This is a genomic window from Paenibacillus sp. FSL W8-0187, assembly GCF_037969755.1.
Lineage (GTDB): Bacteria > Bacillota > Bacilli > Paenibacillales > Paenibacillaceae > Paenibacillus_AQ.
Window position 1 is genome coordinate 3821196 of sequence record NZ_CP150206.1, and the last position, 23153, is coordinate 3844348.

General features: G+C 48.3%; 15 protein-coding genes. 1 reads left to right on the forward strand and 14 read right to left on the reverse strand.

Annotated features, from left to right (window positions below; all coding sequences use genetic code 11):
- The first annotated feature begins 101 nt into the window (after positions 1 to 101).
- On the forward strand, positions 102 to 1274 hold the full coding sequence (locus tag MKY48_RS17100; protein ID WP_339290009.1) for an MFS transporter: 1173 nt from the start codon (positions 102 to 104) through the stop codon (positions 1272 to 1274).
- A 441-nt stretch (positions 1275 to 1715) separates the two neighbouring features.
- On the opposite strand, the gene MKY48_RS17105 is transcribed toward MKY48_RS17100, so the two are convergent.
- The 14 genes from MKY48_RS17105 to MKY48_RS17170 all read right to left on the reverse strand — a co-directional run bounded on the left by MKY48_RS17105 (position 1716) and on the right by MKY48_RS17170 (position 23122).
- A complete protein-coding gene (locus MKY48_RS17105; RefSeq protein ID WP_339290011.1) occupies positions 1716 to 1967 on the reverse strand; it encodes a hypothetical protein in 252 nt (83 codons plus the stop codon).
- Positions 1968 to 1988: 21 nt separating this feature from the next.
- Entirely contained in the window at positions 1989 to 2648 is a 660-nt protein-coding gene (locus tag MKY48_RS17110) for a copper amine oxidase N-terminal domain-containing protein (protein WP_339290013.1), read from the reverse strand.
- 347 nt (positions 2649 to 2995) lie between these two features.
- Positions 2996 to 4567 (reverse strand): response regulator, encoded by a 1572-nt coding sequence (locus tag MKY48_RS17115; protein WP_339290015.1) that lies wholly within the window; start codon positions 4565 to 4567, stop codon positions 2996 to 2998.
- Between the two features lie 76 nt (positions 4568 to 4643).
- Positions 4644 to 6401, reverse strand: coding sequence for a histidine kinase (locus tag MKY48_RS17120; RefSeq protein ID WP_244879087.1), 1758 nt, complete (start codon positions 6399 to 6401; stop codon positions 4644 to 4646).
- A 166-nt stretch (positions 6402 to 6567) separates the two neighbouring features.
- Positions 6568 to 8202 carry an extracellular solute-binding protein gene (locus MKY48_RS17125; protein WP_339290018.1) on the reverse strand — a complete coding sequence of 545 codons (1635 nt, stop codon included), beginning with the start codon at positions 8200 to 8202 and terminating at the stop codon, positions 6568 to 6570.
- 49 nt (positions 8203 to 8251) lie between these two features.
- Entirely contained in the window at positions 8252 to 9124 is an 873-nt protein-coding gene (locus MKY48_RS17130) for a carbohydrate ABC transporter permease (protein WP_339290020.1), read from the reverse strand.
- A gap of 79 nt (positions 9125 to 9203) precedes the next feature.
- Positions 9204 to 10160, reverse strand: coding sequence for an ABC transporter permease subunit (locus MKY48_RS17135; protein ID WP_213647421.1), 957 nt, complete (start codon positions 10158 to 10160; stop codon positions 9204 to 9206).
- A gap of 226 nt (positions 10161 to 10386) precedes the next feature.
- Positions 10387 to 14232 carry a family 43 glycosylhydrolase gene (locus MKY48_RS17140; protein ID WP_339290022.1) on the reverse strand — a complete coding sequence of 1282 codons (3846 nt, stop codon included), beginning with the start codon at positions 14230 to 14232 and terminating at the stop codon, positions 10387 to 10389.
- 260 nt (positions 14233 to 14492) lie between these two features.
- Positions 14493 to 16322 carry a sensor histidine kinase gene (locus MKY48_RS17145; protein WP_339290023.1) on the reverse strand — a complete coding sequence of 610 codons (1830 nt, stop codon included), beginning with the start codon at positions 16320 to 16322 and terminating at the stop codon, positions 14493 to 14495.
- A 20-nt stretch (positions 16323 to 16342) separates the two neighbouring features.
- Positions 16343 to 17785, reverse strand: coding sequence for a response regulator (locus MKY48_RS17150; RefSeq protein WP_339290025.1), 1443 nt, complete (start codon positions 17783 to 17785; stop codon positions 16343 to 16345).
- A gap of 106 nt (positions 17786 to 17891) precedes the next feature.
- Positions 17892 to 19493, reverse strand: a complete 1602-nt coding sequence (locus tag MKY48_RS17155; RefSeq protein WP_339290027.1) for an extracellular solute-binding protein — start codon at positions 19491 to 19493, stop codon at positions 17892 to 17894.
- Between the two features lie 86 nt (positions 19494 to 19579).
- A complete protein-coding gene (locus MKY48_RS17160; protein WP_145018965.1) occupies positions 19580 to 20476 on the reverse strand; it encodes a carbohydrate ABC transporter permease in 897 nt (298 codons plus the stop codon).
- A complete protein-coding gene (locus MKY48_RS17165; protein WP_339290028.1) occupies positions 20470 to 21420 on the reverse strand; it encodes an ABC transporter permease subunit in 951 nt (316 codons plus the stop codon). Before MKY48_RS17165 ends, MKY48_RS17160 begins: the two co-directional genes overlap by 7 nt.
- 460 nt (positions 21421 to 21880) lie before the next feature.
- A complete protein-coding gene (locus MKY48_RS17170; protein ID WP_339290030.1) occupies positions 21881 to 23122 on the reverse strand; it encodes a Gfo/Idh/MocA family oxidoreductase in 1242 nt (413 codons plus the stop codon).
- Positions 23123 to 23153 lie beyond the last annotated feature (31 nt).

Below are 23153 nucleotides of genomic sequence, written 5' to 3' on the forward strand. Positions count from 1 at the left end.
CTATATTTTACCAAACCTAACGTCATAATGCTTTGTTTTTATATTTCGATATTATTTTTAAAAACATGGTTGTTATTTAAAACACATCAGGAGAGTGAATTATGAAGAGTATATGGAAAGTTTACGTTCTAGCCTTGATCAGCTTTTTAGTTGGAACATCCAATTACATCATTTCCGGTATATTGGACCGGATCGCAGAGACGTTGGGAACAAGCGTCGCGACAGCAGGCCAGCTCATTACGGTCTATTCCCTGGCCTATGCGGTCGGCACGCCTATTTTGATGGCGCTGACGGCCAAAATGGACCGGCGTAAGCTCCTCCTTTATTCGCTTAGCCTCTTTATTGCCGCAAATCTACTTACATTTATATTGTCCGGCTTCGGTCTCTTCATTACCGCCAGAATTATTACGGCGTTAGGCGCCGGGGTGGTCACCGTTAACGCGCTCAGCATTGCCGCCAAAATCGCTCCGCCAGGCAAGCAGGCCAGCGCCATCGCCAACGTCACCATGGGCATCACCGCATCGCTCATCATCGGCGTCCCGCTCGGCAGAATGGTAGCCTCGGCTTTTGGCTGGAAAGCGGTATTTCTGGCCATCGCAATTGTCGGGGTCATCGCCATGCTTGTCATTGCTGCGGTTTTTCCACGGATGCAGGGCGACAAGCCTGTCCCTTTGATCAAACAATTTGCTTTGTTAAAAAAACCTCAGGTTTTGGTTGCTTTAGCGATTACTTTTTTCTGGTTGGGAGGATATTCCCTCGCCTATACTTACATATCCCCTTTTCTGCTAGAGGTGACTCTTTTAAATGAATCTTTGATTAGCGCAGCTCTGTTCGTGTTCGGCGTTGCCAGTTTGATTGGCTCGAAAGTCGGCGGCTACACCGCGGATAAACGGGGCATCAAATACACGCTCGTTTCAGGGATGGTGCTTCACGTCATTTCGTTGATTTTGCTATCCTTAGTCGGACAGTCGGTCATTGCCGTGTTCGCCATTTTGATCCTCTGGTCTTTTGCTGCCTGGTCATCCGCTCCGGCGCAGCAATTTAACCTGGTTTCGCTTGTTCCTGAATCCTCGGGCGTCATGCTGAGCTTGAACAGTTCCATGATGCAGCTTGCCATGGCTGTCGGCGCAGGAATCGGCGGGCTGATCGTTAACCGTGTTTCTTTGGCATCCATTACCTGGTTCGCTGCACTCGGCGTAGTCATCGCCATCATTGCCGCGTTTGTATTGTCCAGCATGGCATCACGGCATTCGGCGGAGCAGTCAGCGGATTAAGGGTATGCTAAACATGGAATATTTGTTAAAGGACTCTACTCACTAGGTTGATCTCTCGGATCTTATTCATTCTTAACAAAAAAGGAGACTGCAAATGAACTGCACCCCAATTGTTGTACGCAACAATGCGGTGTGGTTTCTTGTTGTTTAGGAAAATGGGCCGAGGTCTCGAAAACTTCAGATATGATGCATGCATCGTCATTACGGGTGATTATTCAATAGATGGTTCCATGGAAGAAATACCTGGCCCGTCCCTCCGCTGCACCAGCGTTTTCTTTTCCTTCTATTCTCCACTCCCTTTGAGTAAATCCTAAAAGTTTAAACACTCGTTCACTAATGATTTCAGCGACAGATTTTCCTGTAGCTTTCTTAATAATCTCAACCAAAACCTCAGGTTTTTTCCCTTCAAATGATATGTACCTTCTACAAACTTACGTACTACTACCTTAATAAAAAGCCCGATACATCAGGCTTTTGAATATTTTTATATGTAGACACTTTTGTATCATTAGACACTGGTTTATAAAATTTAATCGAATCGGTAATTGGACCATGTTCTTGTCCTTTTGGGCAATCATACAAGTCCTTGTCCTCGAATCGGGATAAGAACTTGTACCCATAAAACAAAAAAGCCGCTAAAATAGCGACTTCAAGCGGAATATGTTCTTGTTCCTCGATAACATCTAAATTCATCTGGCCAACTCTCGTATCGTATTATGGCTCAATAATTTGTCTGCCCACATTCACATCGTCTACCTTCCATTGGTTATCAACAAATTTATAGAATACATAACGATCAACGAGTTCAAGATTACTAGGACCACTTTCAAAGTAAGCCGATTGGTGCATTCTCGCCGCGGTGGTACTGCTATAGGTAATATCGGCCTTTTTTGTTAGTATGGCGTTATTGTTAATGCCATTGCTTCGAATAATCTTGTTTATAAATGAGTCCGCGAAATAAGGCTTGAAATGTGTTCGAATTTGCGAATAGCTTGAGAGATCGGTGGCTTCATTTATCTTTTCATTAAGTACATTTATTCTCTCTTGACTCATTCTCCAAGGCTTCTGCGGCTCTGTATGGATAAAGACCTGTTGCAGACCGATTGTAATGGTTGCTTTTCGTTCTTGTTCGGACCACAGCGCTGTTCCTCCAAAAGCTTCAGCAAAAATACGTGCGGGTACATAAGTTGTTCCATTATCGATTTTTGCTGGCACATCAAGGCTGAAAGCAGCGTTATTTAATAAAGCTGTGCGAGAATTAACACGCAGCAATAGCTCTCGTTTGCCACGAATAATCGTAATGCTTTTTTTTGCCTGGTTCCAAGTTACTTCTGAATTGAATCTCTCTGAAACAGCACGTAATGGAATCAGCATCCGTCCATTTTCAATTTTTCCATTGTCAACCGTATTCGAAAAATTACTCGCGAAGCTTATCTCTGGATTACCGATTAGTAAGGTACACACTAAAGAGAGTGTTAGTGCGATGATTGTTTTTTTTCATAGATGATTCCTCCAACGGTTCCATTATTTTCTTGACCCTAGCTCAATTCTTGTCCTCCAGAATTCCTTGCGATACGCTCCCTTCAGTTAGATAAACGCAATCTTAATGGATAATGTTTTTGTTTTTCATGATAGAAACCTCCCTCATCATTTGGAGAAGTCTGAGTAGCACTTTTTTGTGATTTTTTGTATTTGTCGAATATCGCGCTTCTCCTTTCGCATCAAAATCCATCCGCGACTCCCTGCGGCGGCTCTGCTGTCCGCTTGCGGTATTCCTTGGGCGAGAGCCCTGCTACTTTGTTGAACATATGCGTGAAGTAATTGGAATCGTTAAAACCGATGGCTTGGGCGATTTCGAAAATTTTCATATCGGTGCTTTTGAGCAGGATCTTCGCTTTCTGCACGCGCAGGTTTTGGATATAGCCGGTGACGCTTTCGCCAGTTTCTTTCTTGAACAGGTTGCTGAAGTAGCTGGGGTTGAGATGAACATGCGCCGCCACCTTAGCCAATCCGCATTCGTCCATATATTTCTCTTCGATAAACCGGATGGCTTGCTTGACCGGATTATCTTTTTTGCCGGCAAGCCAGTTGTTATGGGAGAGTAGGAATTCATGGATGTATCCCTGCAGCCAAGCCACAATCTCTTCGGGCGTCTCGCATTTGTAGACGGAACCCCACTCGATGGAACGTGCGGCCATCCGCCATACAGGAAACTGTACTTGCACCAGCCGGAGAAGGGCCGTGGCCAGGAGCAGGGCTTCGATTTTAGCGGTTTGCAGGGGCATACTACTGATCCGCACCTCTTGATCTAGAAGCTCCTTGTTCAAACGGCCATTGTCTCCCGACATAAGCCAAGATACGATTTCCTTCTCCTTTTCGTAAAGTGCCGTCTGGTTAAGTAAAGATTCATAGGCAGTACTGCGCTCAGAGGCCGCCTCTCGGCCCAGCCCGCTGCAATACCGCTCGTAAGCCTGACGCAGGTCCTCCGCCATGCGGCATCGTCCTTGTCCGCAGCAGGCAAGCGCCAGTTTCAGATACTGCTGAATCGAATCGGTGAGGATCTGCAACCAGGAAGAAGGCATTTCCGGCCGGGAATCCGTCCTGTCCACCAATAAAGCCCATTCCGATGAACTCAAGGAAAAAAAACGGAAGCCTCCGCCATACCATTTATGCAAATGCTCCCTGACAATGTTGCCGAGAGCAAACTGCAATAGCGGCATATCCTGGGCGGAATAATGTTTTTCTGAGGAAATATAGGTAGGGATGCTAAGAAAGTAAAGCTCGCATTCCTTCATCCGTCCGAGCAAAGCCTCCACCTCTCCGTTGTTGCAGGACATGCCCATAATCGCTGAGCGAAGCTGGCTGTCCTCATGCTGGCGCTTCCAATCCTCCACCAGCCGCCCGGACTGATTCTCTTCGATCAGCCGTACATAGGTCCGATCGAGCATGTTTAATATATCCGCTTCTACGCAAGGTTTCGTGATAAAGTCCAGCACTCCAAACTTGAGGGCGGACTGGGCGTAAGCAAAATCTTTGAATCCCGTGATGATCACAATCTTGGTCCCCCAGCCTCGAGCCTTGATTTCCTCGGCCAGTTCGAGCCCATCCATATGGGGCATGCGGATATCGGTTAACAGCAAATCCGGGATGCATTGCTCCATCGAAGACAGAGCGGCCAGGCCATTTGCCGCTTCTCCCGCCACCACCCACTCGGCGGACCGTTTCCCGGCCAGCTTGAGCAATCCTTTGCGAAAATTCGGTTGATCCTCGGCGATAAACAGCTTGGCTTTCATCCATTTCCCTCCTAAAAGTTTTGTGAGCGTTACCTCATGATAAGCTTCGAGCAAAACTCGCTTCGAAAGCATAGGCTTAGTACTCTTGCGGGATCGTCTGAATGGGAAGCTTGATGTGAACGGTCGTTCCTTTTCCCTTGACGCTGGAAATCTCTACTCCGTAAGGAGCCCCATACACCAGTTCAATGCGTCGCAGCACGCTTTTAAAGCCAATTCCCGTTTTGTTGTTCTCAGACAGCGCATCCTCAGCTTCCTTCAAAGCATATAAAGTGCTGTCATCCATGCCGCAGCCGTTGTCAGCCACCTCGATATGCAACGCTCCATCCCGTAAAGCCGCCTTCACCCTGAGCACCCGGTCTTCATCCATATTTCGGAAGGCATGCACAAAAACATTTTCCACCACCGGCAGCAGCAGGCATCTCATCATCCGCAGACCCAGAAGCGATTCTTCGGCCTGAATGATCGTTTCAATCTGGCCGGTAAACAATTCGGTCTGAATCTTAATGTAATTCCGTATCTGCTGCAGTTCTTCTCCCAGCGTCGTATCGGTCTTGACGGATTTAAGCGAATACTTCAGCATCTCCGAGATGGCGTTGATCAGTAGAGCCGCCTCCGCCTGGTCGTCGTTATACAGCTTCCAATACAGTTCATTGAACAGGTTATGCAGATAATGAGGGTTCAATTGCGCCTGAATGGCTTTTAATTCCGATTCCCGCTGGCTGATCTGGGCCAGATACACTTTGTTGATCAGAGTGCTTACTTGCTCCGCCATGCTGTTGAAGCTCTCACCGATGAACCCGAGCTCATCGCCGGAACGGACGCTAATCCGAGCCGAGAAATCCCCCGAACGCAATTTGCGCAGCCCCCGCAGCAAATCAGCCAGTGGCTTCAGCAAGGTTCTGGTAGAAATCGTAATCAGCAGTGCGCTAAGAAGCACGACGCCAATTCCGGCAATAACAAAGATATGGATGATGTCTTTGTTTTTGCGTTGAATTTCCTCCAGAGAAACCCCTCCATATAACGTGAAGCCTGCCGGTTCCAGACGATGGCGGACAAATAAATAGGTGACCCCACTCATCTTGACATATTGGGGATCGCCGGCTTCGATCAAGCGCATGAGTTGTTCCGTCTCCTCCTGATTCATATTGGCGTAGAGCAGTCCCTCCAGAGGTTCCAGCAGCAGTACCTTACCGTTGCCGTTCTCCGTAAGATCCCGCAGCACTTTGGACACCAGTCTTTCCTCCATGACCACCACCATGGTTCCGTACGGGATCAGCTTATCATTGAGCATCCGTCTGGCGGCAATTAGCACCGTCCGGCGTCCGCCGGGATCGACACTACTAGGCAGACTGGCCCGTCCCCAGACCAAGTTCCCCCGATGCGATTCCAGCTTGCCCATCAACATGGCCATTTCTTCAGGTCCGGGTTCCCCTGACGCCCCATTTTGGGAGCGAATAGCCAAATCTCCATTTTCATTGAACAGAAAGATGGAACGAATCGACGGCGTATCCACTTGCAGCGTGATCAGCTGCTCCTCCACGTACTTACGGTTCTTGTATTGCGTATAGAGATCCCCTCCGGGATCAAGGCTCTCTGTGACGAACATTTCTATAGAAGGGTTCAGTATAATGGATTGGGATACCCGGCTTACCTCTTGGAAGGTGAGTTCCAATCGGGCCAAAGCCTGTTCATTGGCAATGGAGAACTGCTTGCTGATCTCGTCCTCCATCAATTGGACATTTAAGCGGTAGACCAGCCACCCCGCTAATGCAAATGCTAATGTGACCATACACGAGAGCAGTACAATCAGCTTCAACTTGAAGCTGCCCTTCATTTCTCCGGCAATTCTCCCCGGCCAACTTATCGGATTCAGTCTGGCTCCCTCCCCCAAACGATGATGTAATCCGATTGTAATCCCTTTCATCCTGAATTAAAACAAAACTTGGCCCGGCTTCTACCGGACCAAGTCCTTATTCTATTCCCAGTGCTCCGTCCGAACTTTACTTTAGTTGGGAGCGGACCATTTCCAGTACATCATCGCCCAGGAAGGCCGTGTCTTTATTTTCTTGATACCACGTATTCATGTATTCCTCAATCTGCTTGCCGCCGCCTTTCTCCCAGGCTGCTTTAGCATCCGCAATAGCCTGCTCGGCCGTATATTTGGACCCGCCTATGATTCCTTTGACAATGATGTCGCTCACTTCTTTGTTCACGTTGGTACTGATAACCACCAAGTCGCTTGTCAGAACCGGCATATGCTCGTAGTGACTCAGAGCGGGATATTTGGCATCCGGATTGAGCAAGAACTGGTCCGCTTGCTTCATCATTTCCAGCCCCGCCTTCTGATCCGGATCCTCCACATTAAATGCCGATACGGAGGTCAAAAATTCATTTTGGGGAAGTGAATAGAACATCGTGTAGTCCGCGGCCCAATCCACTTCCTTCGTATTCTTGTCGGGATCAATCACGATGGGCGCACCGTCCGCTGACTTGTTCCAATGTTCTCCTTCCAGCCCCTTTCTCAATGTCAGCGCTGTATCCGGCTGGAGCATAAAGTTGATGTATTCCATCACAGCCTTGGGATTTTTGGCTGCGGCGTTAACCACGGTTGTCATCTGAATCGGGTTGGTCACGTGATGGGTAAACTGTCCCATAGGGGACTCAGGCTGCATCATCGGCGCAATTTCCGCATCCGGGACCATCTTTCTGATGGTCTTGATATCGGTGACCGTACTCTCAAACCAGTTGTTGATTTGCGGAGGAAGGAATACGCCTACCTTGCCATTCAAATAATCCTTCTTAGCTTTGGAGCCATTCGTGTCTGCCAGGTAATCCGGGTCGATCAGTCTTTCGTCGAACAATCTTTTCTTGAATTTCGTCGCCTCCAGCGTATTATCCCAGCTGCGGATGATTTTGTCGTCAGCCGAGATGGCCCAACCGCTCGAGCCGAACATGGAATCCACCATGCCTCCGGAGGTATAGCTTATATTCGTTCCGTACGTATCCTTCTTGCCGTTGCCGTCAGGATCTTGCTCTACAAAAGCCTTCAAGACTGTAATCAGCTCTTCGGTCGTCTTCGGCACCTCCAGGTTCAGTTTTTTCAACCAATCCACCCGGATAAACGCCACGCTTTGCAGATGGGGCTCGTTAATTTTGCCGATTTCGTAAAGCTTGCCATCCGGCTTGGTGCCCACCTCGCGCAGCTGGGGATACTTCTCCAGCAATTTTTCATATTCAGGGGCATACTGCAAATAATCGTCCAGTGGCAGCAGTTGCTTCTGCTGATATAGGGAATCCCGGAAGCCCGTATCATAATCATTGACCATATCCGGTGCGCTGCCGGATGCGAACATCACATTTAGCTTCTGAGTCGATTCCGACCGGAGCACGGGTACAAACTTGGCCCCCACCGGAGAATGTTCATTAATCCATTTGGTCCAGCGATTCTCCTCCACGGTTCCCTCCGCGGCCGGGATATTGCCTCTGTCATAGTTTGACACGGTAATGACGGGTTTATCTCCGCTTCCCTCCCCTTCTTTTGGCTGGCTGCAGCCGGCAGCCCCCACCGTCAACACGATAGCCAATACTGCGGATGACCAGACCCTTTTGTTCCACTTGGATGTTTGTTTTAACATTTACAAGCTCCTCTCGACCCATGATCTATAATGAATGGATGTGTTTCCGCTAACCTTTAATGGAACCAAGCATAATCCCTTGAACGAAATACTTTTGCAAAAACGGATATACCACCAGCATCGGCACCACCATCACCATTACACCTACCGCCTTCAGTTTCTCGGAGATTAACTCCTGCTGCTGCATGATATCCATCGCCATCATGTTGTCCATGCTCTGAATCTGCAGCATGCTCTGGACAATGACCGTGAGATTCTGCAGTTCCGTCCGATTGATGTAAAGAATGACATTCATGAACATGTTCCAGTAACCAACGCCGTAGAATAACGTCAATGTGGCCAGCATGGGCAGAGATAAAGGCAAAATAATGCGCAAAAGCAGATGCGTCTCTCCGCAGCCATCAATCTGAGCCGATTCCGTCACTTCACTCGGAATGTTTTCAAAGAAGCTTTTCATGATTAACATGTTATAGGTACTGATCAGCCCAACGAACCATAAGGACCAATACGTGTTCGTCAAATGCAGATTGTTCATCACCAGATAAGTAGGAATCATGCCGCCGCTGAACAACATCGTAAACAGCGCGGCCGTTGTGAGCGGCTTGCGGGCATACAGATAGCGGCGGGACAAAGGATACGCCGTCAGAACCGTAGTCAGCATGCTAAGCGCCGTTCCGCCCAATGTGATGATGACGCTGTTGCCAAACGCCCGCAAGGCTGGCGTGTTCTGAAAAAAATATTTGTAAGCGGTGAAATCAAGGCCCACCGGCCAGAACAAGACTTGTCCCAGATCCACTGCCTGCCCTTCGCTTATGGACAAAGTGATCAAATGCAGGAAAGGCAGGATGCAGGTGAGTGCAATGATAATTAAAACTGTGTGAACGAAGACCGAAAAAACCCTTCCGCTAGCCGACTCTCTCAATGCAGTTCCCCTCCCTAAAAGTTTTGTGAGCCTTGCTTTCCGGATAAGCTTCGTACAAAACTCGCTTCGGAAGCATGGGCTAGAATAATCCCTGGTCGAATTTCCTGGCCAGTGCGTTAGCCGACAACAGCAGCACCAAGCCGACAATGGACTCGAATAGACCCATGGCCGTGGTCAGACTGAATTGGGCCTTCTGCAGCCCCACTTTGTACACATAGGTGCTGATGACCTCGGCTTTTTCCAGGACTGTGGGATTCTGCAAGTTGTAAACCTGATCGAACCCTACCTCCATCAAGCGACCCATGCCCAGGATCAGCAGAAGGATAATCGTAGGACGGAGGCCCGGCAGCGTAATATGCCAGATCTGTCTCAGCTTACCCGCACCGTCCAAGGCGGTGGATTCGTACAAGCTGGGATCAATGGACGAAAGGGCGGCGAGATAGATAATGGCACCGAACCCCATTTCCTTCCACATCCCGGAGCCGATAAAGATCGTAACCCAGGATTCGATGCGGTACAGAAACGGCACCGGCTCCATTCCCCATTGCTCCAGCAGCTTGTTAACGGTGCCGCCGTCGATCGAAAACAAGGTGAGAACCAGCCCTGCTACGATGACCCATGACAGAAAGTGGGGAAGATAAATAATCGTTTGAATCCAGCGCTTCAGCCATCTTTTTCGAACCTCATTCAGCGCGATGGCGATAATGATCGGCGCGGGAAAACCGAAGATCAGATTCAGAATACTTAAGGAGAGGGTATTCCAGATGATCTGCAGCGTAGCGTCGGACTGAAATAAAATCTTGAAATACTTGAGTCCCACCCAAGGGCTGGACAAAATGCCATCGCGGAAATTGTAATCCTTGAAAGCGATCACAAGCCCGCCCATAGGAAAATACCGGAATATCACGTAATACAGGATCCCCGGTACGAGCATGAGGAACAGCGGAATATTCTGCCGAAACCTCTTGGTCTCGTAAAAGGCTTGTTTGGCCATCGGCACACTGTCCGTTTCGGCGGTCGCAGGTGTTGTTGGCATGTTCTAACCTTCTTTCTTGGTTAATTACTTTTCGATGATGTTTATACTGTATCGCAGTCCCTCCGGTGCATACCTTAAGAATCTCTAGGTTTTTCTATAGATTTTTTTGTTTTTCGCGTACAGAAAAAAAAAGGACGCGTATTCGCTCGCGTCCTTTTTTGGCGCTTCCCTTTCCCGTTTGCGTTAGCTTTTCATTTAGACGCCAGGGCTTGATACTTCCTTCTCATTATTGCCGGGACAACAAGAAGCGTGCGTCCCTAAGTAAATAATTTGCCGCATCGTTCGATATGTGTTTTCCTTTTTGCGCCTGCACCTCGTTAACAAAACTGTTCAAATTGCCGTTCTCCAATTTTTTCTGCAGGCTATTGGCAATTCCGGCATTATCGATCTCCTTGCTCTCGGCAAAACGCGTCACTAATGCCTTTAGCGAATGGATATTTGCTACGGTATAGAACACAACGGTTTTATTGCCTGAGTTGCCGGCTAGATCAACTGAAGACACCACAAGCTCATGCCTTCCTAGCGGCAATGAAAAGAGTGGGATCGTGGTGCCGATCGGATAGGAATACGTATCCAGCGTCACCGTCGTCTTGCTGTTGTCGACCCCTGATGCCGTATCCAGCGTAGTCACTAAAGGGGTCAAATCCTCGCTATCTTCATAGGTGCCGCCATCTCCAGGAATGACAACTTCTATAGTCGGGTCTTTCGTATCCAGCTTAAAGCTGACGGCTTTCGCCATCTCCTCATTCCCTGCTGGATCAACCGAACGATAGGTAACTGTGTAAGTGCCGTCTTGGCTGAATGTGATTGGTGCCGTATAGGTTTGCCAAGTTGTCCCGCCGTCCAGACTGTAGTCGGTTTTTGCAACGCTATCCCGTGGAGCTTTTGCTGACAAACTTACCGTTACCGGATGCGTATACCAGCCATTTTGGCCATTCGGAACTTCTGGCGAAAGAGCCGCGGATGTGATCGGCGCAGTTTTCGATCCTCCCGTAACCATGACTTTGAAATCGTCGAAGTCGATTGAAGCGTTAGCGTAGCCGTCGATGCCGAACAGCTGGCCGGTCAACTTACTGCCGCCTGTATGGCGGAAGAGGAAGTCAGTGGCCGCCGGAACAGGATCATCGTTAATATAAACGGTATAAGTCTTGGCGTCCCAGTTTGCCACCATTTTAATTTTGTACCATGTATTGTATGAAGTGTTCTTGACCGGCTTCTTGGACCCCCCATTCTGTACGATGATTTTACCCGTATCAAAAGCTGTGACCATGGAATAATTGCCGGTGCCGCTGTCATTTCTCACCATGGCACCATTGGCGTACTGAAAGCTGCTGTTTAATCTGGCACGATATTCGATGACGATGCGCTGATCCGCTTCTGCCTTGACCTCGCCTGCAAACGGCAGGAACAAATTTGCCTTGCCCGCAACAGCGGTTGTGGTCAGTCGAAGGAACTTATTCCCGTCCTCTTCTTGCACAGTGGCAGTAGCGCCATTGGTTAGAGCATCGATGGTAATGCCGTAAGGGTACTTGCCCGTCTCATCGCCGGAGAAATCCCGGTAGGCGTTATAGGTCACGCCATCCTCGGTAAGGTTAAGTGAGCCAAGCAGGGCTGCTTCCGCTTCAGCAAGGCGATCCAGCGCCTCCTCAAACTGCTCTTCACGCAGATCAGGGTCTACAGACATCTCTTCCGCATGATCCAGCTCAGCCAAGAGAGCATTATACGCATCTTGACTATAGGTTCCCAAGCCTTCGCCCAGCGGATAAGAGAAACCGACTATCCTGCTGCGCATGTTATCTACAATCTCATCAAGACCCCATCCCGGGATCACTTCTACGGAAACGGCAGCAGGAATCTTCTCGCCATTTAGTGTTAATATGACAGGCACCTGAATCGTGCCAAGTGAGTTGAAGTGTATTCCTTCCAGCTTCCAGCTGACCTCGGCGATGCTTATCTCACCCTTGTAATTGACGTCAACAACGCCGGGCAGCCTCGGTGTCACTCCGGAGGGAGTTTTTACTTGAGAAATAATCTGAGGAACCTGAGACGGATCGGGTGTTACTGTTAAGTTGAATTTTGCTTCCTTGCCGCCGTATACGGCTGTAATCACCGTATCCCCCGGCCCAGTGTCATATACCTGACCGGTGACCGTAACCTTGGCCACGTCTGGTTTGCTGCTGAAGTACGTGGCGTCAGCCGACACATCCTGGACTTCATAGGTGTTGTAGCGAGCTGTTAACTGCAGTTGCCCTGTCAGCCCGCTGGTCAGGATGTTGTTCAATCCGCTGATGGCAATGGACTGCACAGACTTAGGTTCAGCGGCAACGGTAACCGTGGCTGTGGCCGTCTTTCCGTTATATGTCGCGGTGATCGTGGCGCTGCCTGCCTTGAGTCCTTTGACCCCCATCCCATCAATATCAGCGACCTCTTTGTTGGAAGAACTGAAGGAAACTCCGCTGTCCAAAGGGGAATAGGTAGTGCCTGTTACCGTATACACGGGCAAACTGCGGCTTTCACCTAACCCCAGCGTGTACCCCGGAGAATCGAAAAGAATTTCCGACGCAACATCAAGCTTGAGTATATCCATGCTGTCAATTTCGGCAAGGTTGGCACCCATCGAGAAACGGATGGTATTGTTGCCTTGTTTAAGATAGACTTTCACCGTGGAGGCTCCCCAACGATTCCAGCCGGAATAGACGATGTTCAAACGGGCGCCGGAACTGCCGTTTACCGACAAGATATGTGAAGCATCCACCCCATTCGATGAGCCGTTGGCATTGCGCACAGACAGCACATAAAATCCCGCCTCTGGCACGTTGACTGTAAACTGGGCATAATCATTGGCGTTCTTGATATTGGCGATCTTCTTCCCGTCGGAAGCGGTACCTTCCCACCAAACGCCGGGGCCGGTTCCGCCGCTGGGATCTTTCACCAACAGGGCTGCTTCCGCCTCATAGCGCTGACGTGCCGGCTCCCCTGAAGGCTTGGCAATCGGTTTGTTTGGATCGACGGGCTCTCCCAGGTTTGGCGTTCCGTCTGCGTTCCAGATGAATTTCTGCGCTCGGACATTGCGGGTCCACCCTGATCCTGGCCAGCGGGCGGAATGGTAGATAATCCAGTCCTCACTGCCGTCGGGAGAGGTGGTGAGACTGTGGTGACCCGGGCCATAAACGCCGTTGGCGCTGGAGAAAATCGGATTGTCCTGTTTTACCCAGGAGCTGGGGTTCATCAAATCGTCGCCAATCTTGGCCGTGATCAGTCCGAGGCAGTAACTGTCTGTCCAGCTTCCGTTTGCGGAATAGACCAAGTTGATGGTGTTACCGCGTATATTGACTTGGGGACCTTCGTTGATCCTGCCCGGGGACGTTTCCCAATCATGGTCAGGCGTCGAAATCAATACCCGCTGCGAGCTGATGGTCCGTGGATCGCTCATTTCCGCTATATATAGATTTTGGAAACTCCCATCCGTTTCCTCCCATCCGGACCAGATGAAATAGTGTTTCTCATTTACAGTCAGCACAGTGCCGTCGATCGCCCAGCGGTCCGTGGAATCGGTTATTTTCCCTTTGAACTCCCAGGTTCCGGTCATCGGACTCTCACTGGCGTTCTCCAGCACATACATGCGGTGGTTTGCGTTGGTTCCGTTGTCAGCCGCGAAGTAAATATACCATTTGTATTTGCCATCGATATCTTTGAGATAGTGCATTTCGGGTGCCCAAACATTGGAACTGTACATTGTACCCTTAACCGGTGTCCAGGCTAGGCTCCTCTCGCCCGCTTCAATGCCGGTGATGGTCATCGATCTGCGGATCATGATGCCGCTGGCGTTGACAAAGACGTTGTAATAATAGCCGTCCGTATGCTTGTAAACCCAAGGGTCGGCCCCTGTCTGCATGATAACATTGTAGAAATCAGACACATCCTTTCCCTCCTGCCGGGATGCCAAATCCGCCCCATCTGGCGTTTGCTCTGCCGCCATAGCCGCTCCGTTCCATTGCGGCAGCATCAGCAGCACTGCGAGACAAAACAGCAAATACCTGAATCTTTTCCTATCCCATAAAACCGCTTTCAACTTCATCCATCCCCCTGTCATTGATTTTTTCAGCCATGTCCTCATTCTACTTTCAGAGAAAATTTAATAAATGTACTATCTTAAATTGTTTTGGTAACCGTTTTAGAAAAAGTGTCTTGACCTTCGGATTATACTTAACCCTCTCAACGTCTGATTGATATTGCCGGGAATTCGAAGAAAAAATGGACACAATCCCCAATTAAGGGATGTGTCCTGAAGAAAAACATTACATTGTAGTGTGTCCGGCTATCGACATAACCTTACTCTTCAGAAGGTTTGCGGTTGTTTAACAGCTTTGGAATCCTCACGGTCACGGTCGTCCCATGGCCGAACTGGCTTTGTATGGCGATCCCGTAACCCTCTCCAAACAATAGCCGGAGCCTGTTATGGATATTGGAAAGTCCGATGCTTGTAGCAGGTTGGCCATCTTGTGTAGGTTCCGGGGATGCCATGCCAAGCTTAGCCTGAAGGGAAGCCAATTGCTCCGGGTCCATTCCCTTCCCGGTATCCGTGATTTGGAAGCATACGTCCCCGTGCGCATCTATGCTCCCGGTAACTTGAAGCCGGCCCCCTTGATCCATCCGCTCAAGCCCATGATAGACCGCATTCTCCACAATGGGCTGGAGAATCATCTTGGGGGTTTGCATCTCCAGGAGTCCCTCGTCCACATCGATCTCGATGATAAATTTATTTTCATACCGGATGGCGATAATGTTCATATAAGCCTGAATACAGTCCAGCTCTTCCCTTATCCGCACAAGATCATCTTTTCTTATACTGTACCGGAATATTTTGGACATGCAAGATGCAATTTGCGCGATCTCTCTGCTTCCGTATTCCAATCCAATGCTGCTGATGCAATTGAGCGTATTATAGAGAAAATGGGGGTTGATCTGGCTTTGCAGGGCAGCAAACTCCGCCTGTTTCTGACTCAACTCAGATTCATATAATCTGGCCTGGGTATTGATCATATCTCTTGCCATCTGTTCCCTTTCATTGATTACCCGGTTAATGTCGCAGGCCAGCATGCCTACTTCATTGGTAGACCGTACTTTAATGCGGAAGCCCATGTCCCGGCTCCCCACTCTCTTCATATCCAGAACAAGTCCCATCACCGGACGCATCAGATTGTTCATAAAGAAACTGCCCATGATAAGCATGCTTAGAATCATCCCAATCCCCACGATAATGCTGACTTTCCGTATAGGGTTCATATCTGCAGTAAGCTCTTGCACTGGAATCATACTCACAACCCGCCACCCGTCTGCCTGCTCCAAACCCTTAACCTGGACGAGAATATCTTCCCCATCGATAGTTGTTTTGACCCCGTTAAGCAGGATGCCCTTATCCATAGACAGAACTTCCCTGAATAACGCACCTCGGGCATTGGAATTGGTGGAAGCAATCACCTCATCCCGGCTATTCAGAATGTACAAGGTAGAGTTGGGCGTTAATTCCGTATTTTCCACAAGCCCCTGCATTTTGTCCATATTGACCAAAACGGTACAGTAACCCGTAATTTGGGAGAAATAGATTCCCCCGATGGCCTCCACAATCGGCGCTATATAAAAGAACTGTTCCGTTCCTGTTCTGTCGTCTTTTAGAATCGAGGTGAACATCCCCTTGTCCCGCAGCGAAGGATCTTCCTTATACTTCTGGATAAAGGTATCGTAACGATTGAGAAAAAAAATATCTCCGCTTGCTGATGCCAAACTGTAAAGCCGTCTTCCCCGAATATCATTAATTACAATTCCGTCCACGTACGAATTAAAGGATCTCATATATTCCATGAGATCCAATGCATTTGGACCGCTATTAAACGCCCTTTTGTAATCATCATCCACTACAGAAAATTCCTGAACCCGTCTGCTATTGACCGCAATGCTGGTGCTGACCCTGATATCACTAAATGCAGAATCAATTTTGCGGCGTGTTTGTTCTATCATCTGGTTACTGTAATGGGCGGCTCTCTTCTGGGTTAAATTAGAGAAACTATAATAATAATAAAATTCCATGACAGTAAATATGATGATTGAGAAAAAAAAGATAAGCCATATCTGATGCTTCAATTTCAGTTTACTGATCGTCATGGCCCGCCGCTCCGTTCATATCAACTTTTTCTGAATTTGGTGGGGGTCATCCCGCAATGCTTCTTGAACACTTTATTGAAATAATAATAATCGACATACCCTGCCTTAATGGCCACTTCTTCAATGGATAGATCCGTCCGCTTCAGGAGCTCACGGGCTTTCTTGATTCTCAGCTCCGACACATATTCAGAGAAGGTTTTGCCCAGATTTTTTCTGAATAATTGACAGCAATACACCTGGTTAATGAAGAATTGGGCAGATAAATCCTTCAAATACAATTTCTGCTCAAAATGATGGTTGATATAATTTATCATCCTGTTGAAGCAGGACTGGATGTCCCCTTCCTGCACAGAGCGGCTGTTTCCTATCCTGATAGAGTCGAGAACCTCATGTAAAAAGCTGCATAGCGACTCAAAGTGTTCAAATCGTTCCTTGATCTCGGAATAATTCAGGAATTCCAGTTCCATATCCTTCAATTCCTCAGAATATGCTTTTATAAGGATCCCGACGGCTTGATTCCACAGGTAGACAACCTCAGACATGCCCAGATGATGATCCCTGAAATATGCCTGCAGCCCTTTAATGTACGCTTCCACATCGTCAAATTGATTTCCCTGAAGGATGTGGTGGATTTCATCGATACATGGCTTCACCAGATGAAGCTTCGGCTCGTAGTGAACGACGCCCCCAGCTTCTTCAAGAAAAACCTGGGAAGCGGACAGGTCTGCTTCTTTAATCAGCTTGCTCATGTGCTTTAGTTGATTAGAGATGCTGCTGACGCCCATAACATGGATACCTGTCTTATTCAGAACCCGCTTATCCGAATGTCCTTCCAGACAAGCCCTATGCTCCGTCATCAGGACAACTAGCATTTTTCGGGCTCCAGCTTCAACTTCCACAACATGAACAGGCTTTCCCTCCAAAGAAAGCAGGTTCCTAATATTTTTATTTTCTCCCCTGAAATAGATGGTCAACACCTGATAATAGTACACAGCTGCATCATCGGGAAGCGGTAGGAAGCTCTTTATCTCGTCCTCTTTCGCCGAGGTCAGCGCATCCAGAAGGAGTTGGTTACGTGCTGTGCTTCTTCGGGAGAAGTGCATGGCCAGCTTCGCGATGAAGGGGTCAGCCTTATCGATATCCAAGGGTTTCAGGAAATAATCCAGCGCGCCATAGCGCAGCGCTTCCTGGGCATATTCAAATTCCGCATATCCGCTTACGATGACAAACTCAATGTCCAGCCCTTCTACTTTGGCTCTCTTCATCAGATCCAGTCCGGATATCTCAGGCATACGGATATCCGTAAATACCAAATCGGGTTCATTCGCTTTTATGGCATCCCATGCCGTGTAAGCGCTTTTAAATTGTCCGATAATTTCAAATCCATATTTATCCCAATCGAAGGCGTTGCGGATTCCTTTAATTGCCCACGGCTCATCATCTACAATCATGACCTTGTACATGGGTATCCTCCTGAACATATGGATTCCCCCGAATAATAGCAAAATTATTCGGGAACAGCAACGAAAATAGGATAAACCACAGACTGGTTTATCCTTATGCCATGGATTACTTGTTCTGTGCTTTGATATCTCTATAATTCTTTATATTCTCATCCTGAACAGCCTGACCGCCGGCGTCCATATATTCTTTCACCAGCTTGTCATACAAGGCGTCGAACTCTGCCGGCTTGGCAACGACCAGCCTGTCACTCATCTGCTTGTTCAAGTCACCCAACGTTTTGCCGTACTTGATACTAGCTTCGTTCGAGACGCCGTAATAGAAGCCTGTATAACCATCCGTCGTATTGATCTTGTATGAATCGACAGCCAGTTTTTCATAGCTCTGATCTCCGGCTGCTAAGGCTGCTGCGTACGTTCGGACATTCTTTTCGGTATCGCCCAGCTCTGCACCGTTTACAATTAGAGTATAATCCATATTCAGATTGCTCGTTTGCATATTTTCGCCGGTTTGCGCAATCCCTTGCGGGATGCCGTTTACAAGCTTATGGTTGACGCCTTCTTCACCAAACTGAAGGAAGAACAACACCTCCGGATCAGCCATCCAGTTCAGATACTTTATGGCCAGCTCCGCATTCTTGCTGCTTTTCGGGATGAATGAGAAAATCCCGTTTTCATTATATATCTCTTTCAGGTATTTCCCCTCGTCGTTTATGAAGGTATCTACAGCAACATAGTTGGCATCAGGTGCATTTTGCTTCAGTGGTTCACGAATTTTTTGTGAAAGTGGATAATCCCAGTTGGCAGCGTAGAAGCCTACCTTGCCATTGGTCACATCGGCATCCGCTTGTTTGGTTGTTTTATCCAGTGCAAAGTCGGGGCTGATCAGCTTTTCATTGTACAGTTTGTTCAGCCATTTATAAGCATCCTTAGTGCCGGGCTTCAGCCAATTGGTGGTGGTAACGAATTCCTCCTCCGACATCGGACCCCAGAACGAAGGAATCAGGTTGCCAAAGGTGTAGTTCATGCCGGAAGCCGCAGTTGCCCACGGAATGACACCATCCACATTACCCGGGTTCTTGTCACGGAAAGCAACGAGGGTATTATATAATTCATCCCGATTCGTTGGAGCAGGCATTCCCAGCTTATCCAGCCAATCCTTGCGAATAAACATGCCGTTCCAAGCAATCAGAGTCCGCTTGCCTGGGATCGAGATTTGTTTGCCTTCATATTTCCCGTAGGAAAGAACTTTCTCGCCCAGATAAGACTTTAATTGCTGGCCATGCTTCTCCAACAATTCATCCAGTGTATAGAGGCCACCGCTTTTTGCGAAACGGGTTACGGTATTCCCGTCATAGGTGAAGGAAATATCAGGAGCTTCGTTGGCAGCCATCAACACATTCAGCTTGTCGACTTCTTGGGAACGGGGGACAGGAACAAATTTTACAATGGCGTTATTAGGCTTCCCGAATTTTTCGTTGACATATTTGGTCCACGTGTTGTTGTTCAAGTCCGGTTGTCCCTGAATACCTCTGTCAAACACTTCCACTGTCAAGGTTACTGGGGAACCGGAGCCCGTTTCCGATGCGTTGGACCCTTTTGATACCGTCTCCCCATTGTTATGGCCTGCGCCACCACAGCCTGCCACTCCTACGGCTAGAAGCACTGTGCTAAATAGAATTGCTGCTTTCTTCTTTATGCCCTTATACACTTTAACCACCCTTTCGTTCTTGTGATTGATTCTCTTAAATCATCCGCGAGGCCGGGATCCCCCCTTCATCATAATCTGTTTCCCCATCAACCCTTGATAGCCCCAGTCATCACACCATCCACGAAATACTTCTGCAGTTTAGGATAGATCAGCAAAATCGGAATCGTTGTAAACATGACACTGGCCGCTTTCAAAGATTCAGGGACAATATAGGAGCCGACACTTCCTTCTCCTCCTTGTTGGCTATCCAACTGCTGATTGGCCGATATGATCTGGTATAGCTTCATCTGCATAGGGTACAGCTCTTTTTTCGTAATGTAGAACAGCGCATCCTGGAATCCATTCCATCTGTCCACCGCATAGAAAAGGCTTAATGTGGCGATCGATGGCAACGAAAGGGGGAGCACAATCTTGATGAGAATGCCCAGATCCGAACACCCGTCAATGGCTGCCGATTCCTCCAGGCTCTCCGGAAGATTGCTGAAGAAGGTTTTCAGGATGATCATATTAAACACGCTCATGGCACCCGGCAAAACCAGGCTCCAAACCGAATTCATCATGCCCAGGTTTTTAACCAGAATATAGGAGGGAATTAAACCGCCACTGAAATACATGGTGAAGACTAACGCCGTCAAAATAAAGTTTCTTCCCTTCAGCCGCTTCTTCGTTAACGGATACGCTGCACATATGGTCAGGAACATGCATACCAAAGTGTAAAATATCGTAAGCACAATACTGTATCCAAGCGTATAAAGCATATCCATATCGCTCAATATGGTTTTGTACGTTTCTGCTGTGAAGTCTACTGGCCACAGTCCGACCTTTTGAGAAATAATCGCTTCGTTGGAACTGAAAGAAAGCGCAATCATGTACAGAAACGGTACGATACATGTGAAGGACAATGCCACGATAAATACAATGATGGCAATATCCGCTACAGTCATTTTTTTCATCTTGCCCCTATTGCTCGCCACCCTCACCATATCCCATCCTCGCCTAATTTTTTCGCAACAAAGTTTGCAGATAACAGCAGGATCAGGCCGACCACGGATTGGAACAATCCTACCGCCGTTGCCTGGGAGAAATCACCCGAACTAATCCCAACTCTATACACGAAAGTACTGATAACATCAGAGTAATCGCTAACCAGTGAATTCCCCATCACAAAGGGACGGTCAAATCCGATAGAAACCATTCTGCCTATTTGGAGAATCAACAAAATATTGATGGTTGACTTAATGCCAGGCAGCGTAATATGCCACATTTTGCGAAACCTGCTGCAGCCATCAATATCGGAGGCCTCATACAACTCCCTATTGATTCCGGTAATGGCCGCCAAATAAATGATGGTGCCCCATCCGATATTTTGCCATACGCCAACGGTAATATAAGTAATCAACCAAGGTGTTTTCTGCGACAGAAACTCGATTTTTTCAAAACCAAAGCCCGACAGGAAATTGTTGATCATGCCGCCGTTAGAAAACATCAGATAGACCATACCGCCAATAATAACCCAGGACAAAAAGTGGGGCAGATACAACACGGTCTGGGTCATTTTCTTGAATTTTGCTTGTCTTACTTCATTGAGCAAAATCGCCAGAAGAATGGGCGCTGGAAAACCAGCGATCAAGTCCAGAACATTCAGGACCAGCGTATTCTTCAATGCACGGTAGAAGCTGTCCTGCTCAAAAATAAACCGGAACACATCCAGTCCTACCCATTCGCTCCCTCTAATTCCTTCAAAAATGTTGTAATCTTGGAATGCCATCACAAGGCCATAGATGGGTGCATACTTGAAAATCAGGATATACGCCATAGGCAGCAGCAAAAGAAAATATAACAGACCGTCTCTTCTGATATAGTACAGAAAATTATTTTTCCTTTTTGTTGCGCCGTACTTTCGGGAGCTGTCTAAAACCGCTTTCATTTTTCCCATCCCTCCGACTGTAATAAGGAGCTCTCATGTTTATCATTTTACCTTCAGGATGAAATAAAAAAATGTACTCCCTTAAATCAATTTGGTAATAACTTAAAAAGGTAGTTGTATGTAAACTGTAGAGTGAGGAATTAGTCAGGTAAAGCGATGGGAGTATTGGATTTGGTGGTAATTTCCTTTTCCGTTGAGGCATTACAAACAAAATAAAGAACCAGAGACCATTTGGTCCTGATTCATTTAAATAGGTAGCTTGCCTCCAAAAATACATAAAATGAATTTTTAATACATGTAACATTGTCGGCTTCCCCTTGCAACAAGAAACCCCATCTTTAACTGTTTTGGAATCCAAAAAACAGTGAAAAGTGGAGTTGCCTCGGAAAAATATTGATTTATGGTTTATCTTTAGATTAAACCTCGACATTGTAAAAAGAAGAGCCCTGAAGGAACGCCTCTAATTGGTCGGTCTACCGTTATTTGTGCGCATATTGGCAGGCAGCTCGAATCGACTGTAGCCCTCCATCCGGAACGGCCGGGTCGGCGTCGCCCAAGGAAGCGGATATTCACTGTACAGTTGCCGCTTCGCTGCCGCTTCTCTCATCTTCTCGGACAAGCTGGGCAGCAAGCGCACGGTGGAATCTCCATCCTCCCGCTCGGTCACGAATCGGCCGGGGATGGCACGAACGGCGCGAGCCGACTCATAGGCGCCGTTGGATACAAGCACGAAGCTTCGGCTTGCCTTGAGCGGCGAGAAGAGTGGTTTCCCTGGGGTTTCAATCGCTTCCATCAGGTTCAGATACATGCTGCACATCAAATCGGTCGGACCAAACGCCAAATCCTCTTCGGCGTCCTGTGCGCGAATTGTCAGCTTGTTCTGGTAATTCCAATGCGCTTCCCCTCGCGTTCCGTACACGGCAATCGAAGGCACTTCGCTTACTTCGTGACAAAGCATGGCGTAAAAATGAACGCTCACACCGTTAGCCATAACGGCGCGAATACAGGAGACATCGTCCCCCTCGATGTCATTGACGTGGTAAAGCTCGGCCTGCACCGATTCCGGGTACAAGTCTGCGGCGCTTCCTCCGGCCGCCAGCAAGCTATGGTGCAGCAAGTGGGCAAACGGATTGTTGAACGTCCCGTCCAGCACATACTGGCCGTCGCTGACCAGTTTGCCGGCCCAGCGGGTTCGATCGTAGTAAGAGCGAAGCCGTTTCCACATGCCAATGCCGACCACATGCTCCACCTGCCCGAGCACACCGGAACCGATCCTTTCCAGCAGCGTTCGGAACGCCTGGCCCGACGTATTCTGGAAGTTCACCTGGCACAAGCGCCCGGTCTCCATCTGCACCGCGGTCATCTCGTCCAAGTCCTGAATCGTTACCGCCGGGGGCTTCTCCACCAGCACGTGAAAGCCCATCCGCATCACCTGGATGCACATCGGCTTGTGGGAGGAGATCGGCGTGACGATTACGACGAAATCGATATCCGGATGCAGCGTGAGCATCTGCACGTAGTCTATAAAATGGACGGCCCCAAGCGCGGTCAGCTTGCCGTAAGACTCCTGATGAGCGCCGACATTCGGCTCCGCAAAAGCAGCAACCTGCAGGCTACCCTCTTCGACCAGCTTCTGCATGATATTCACATGTTCAGCGCCGAATCCCCCGATCCCGATCAGCGCGGTGCGATAAATCTTCACATTCCTTCCCTCCAAAGCTATGCCTTGACGT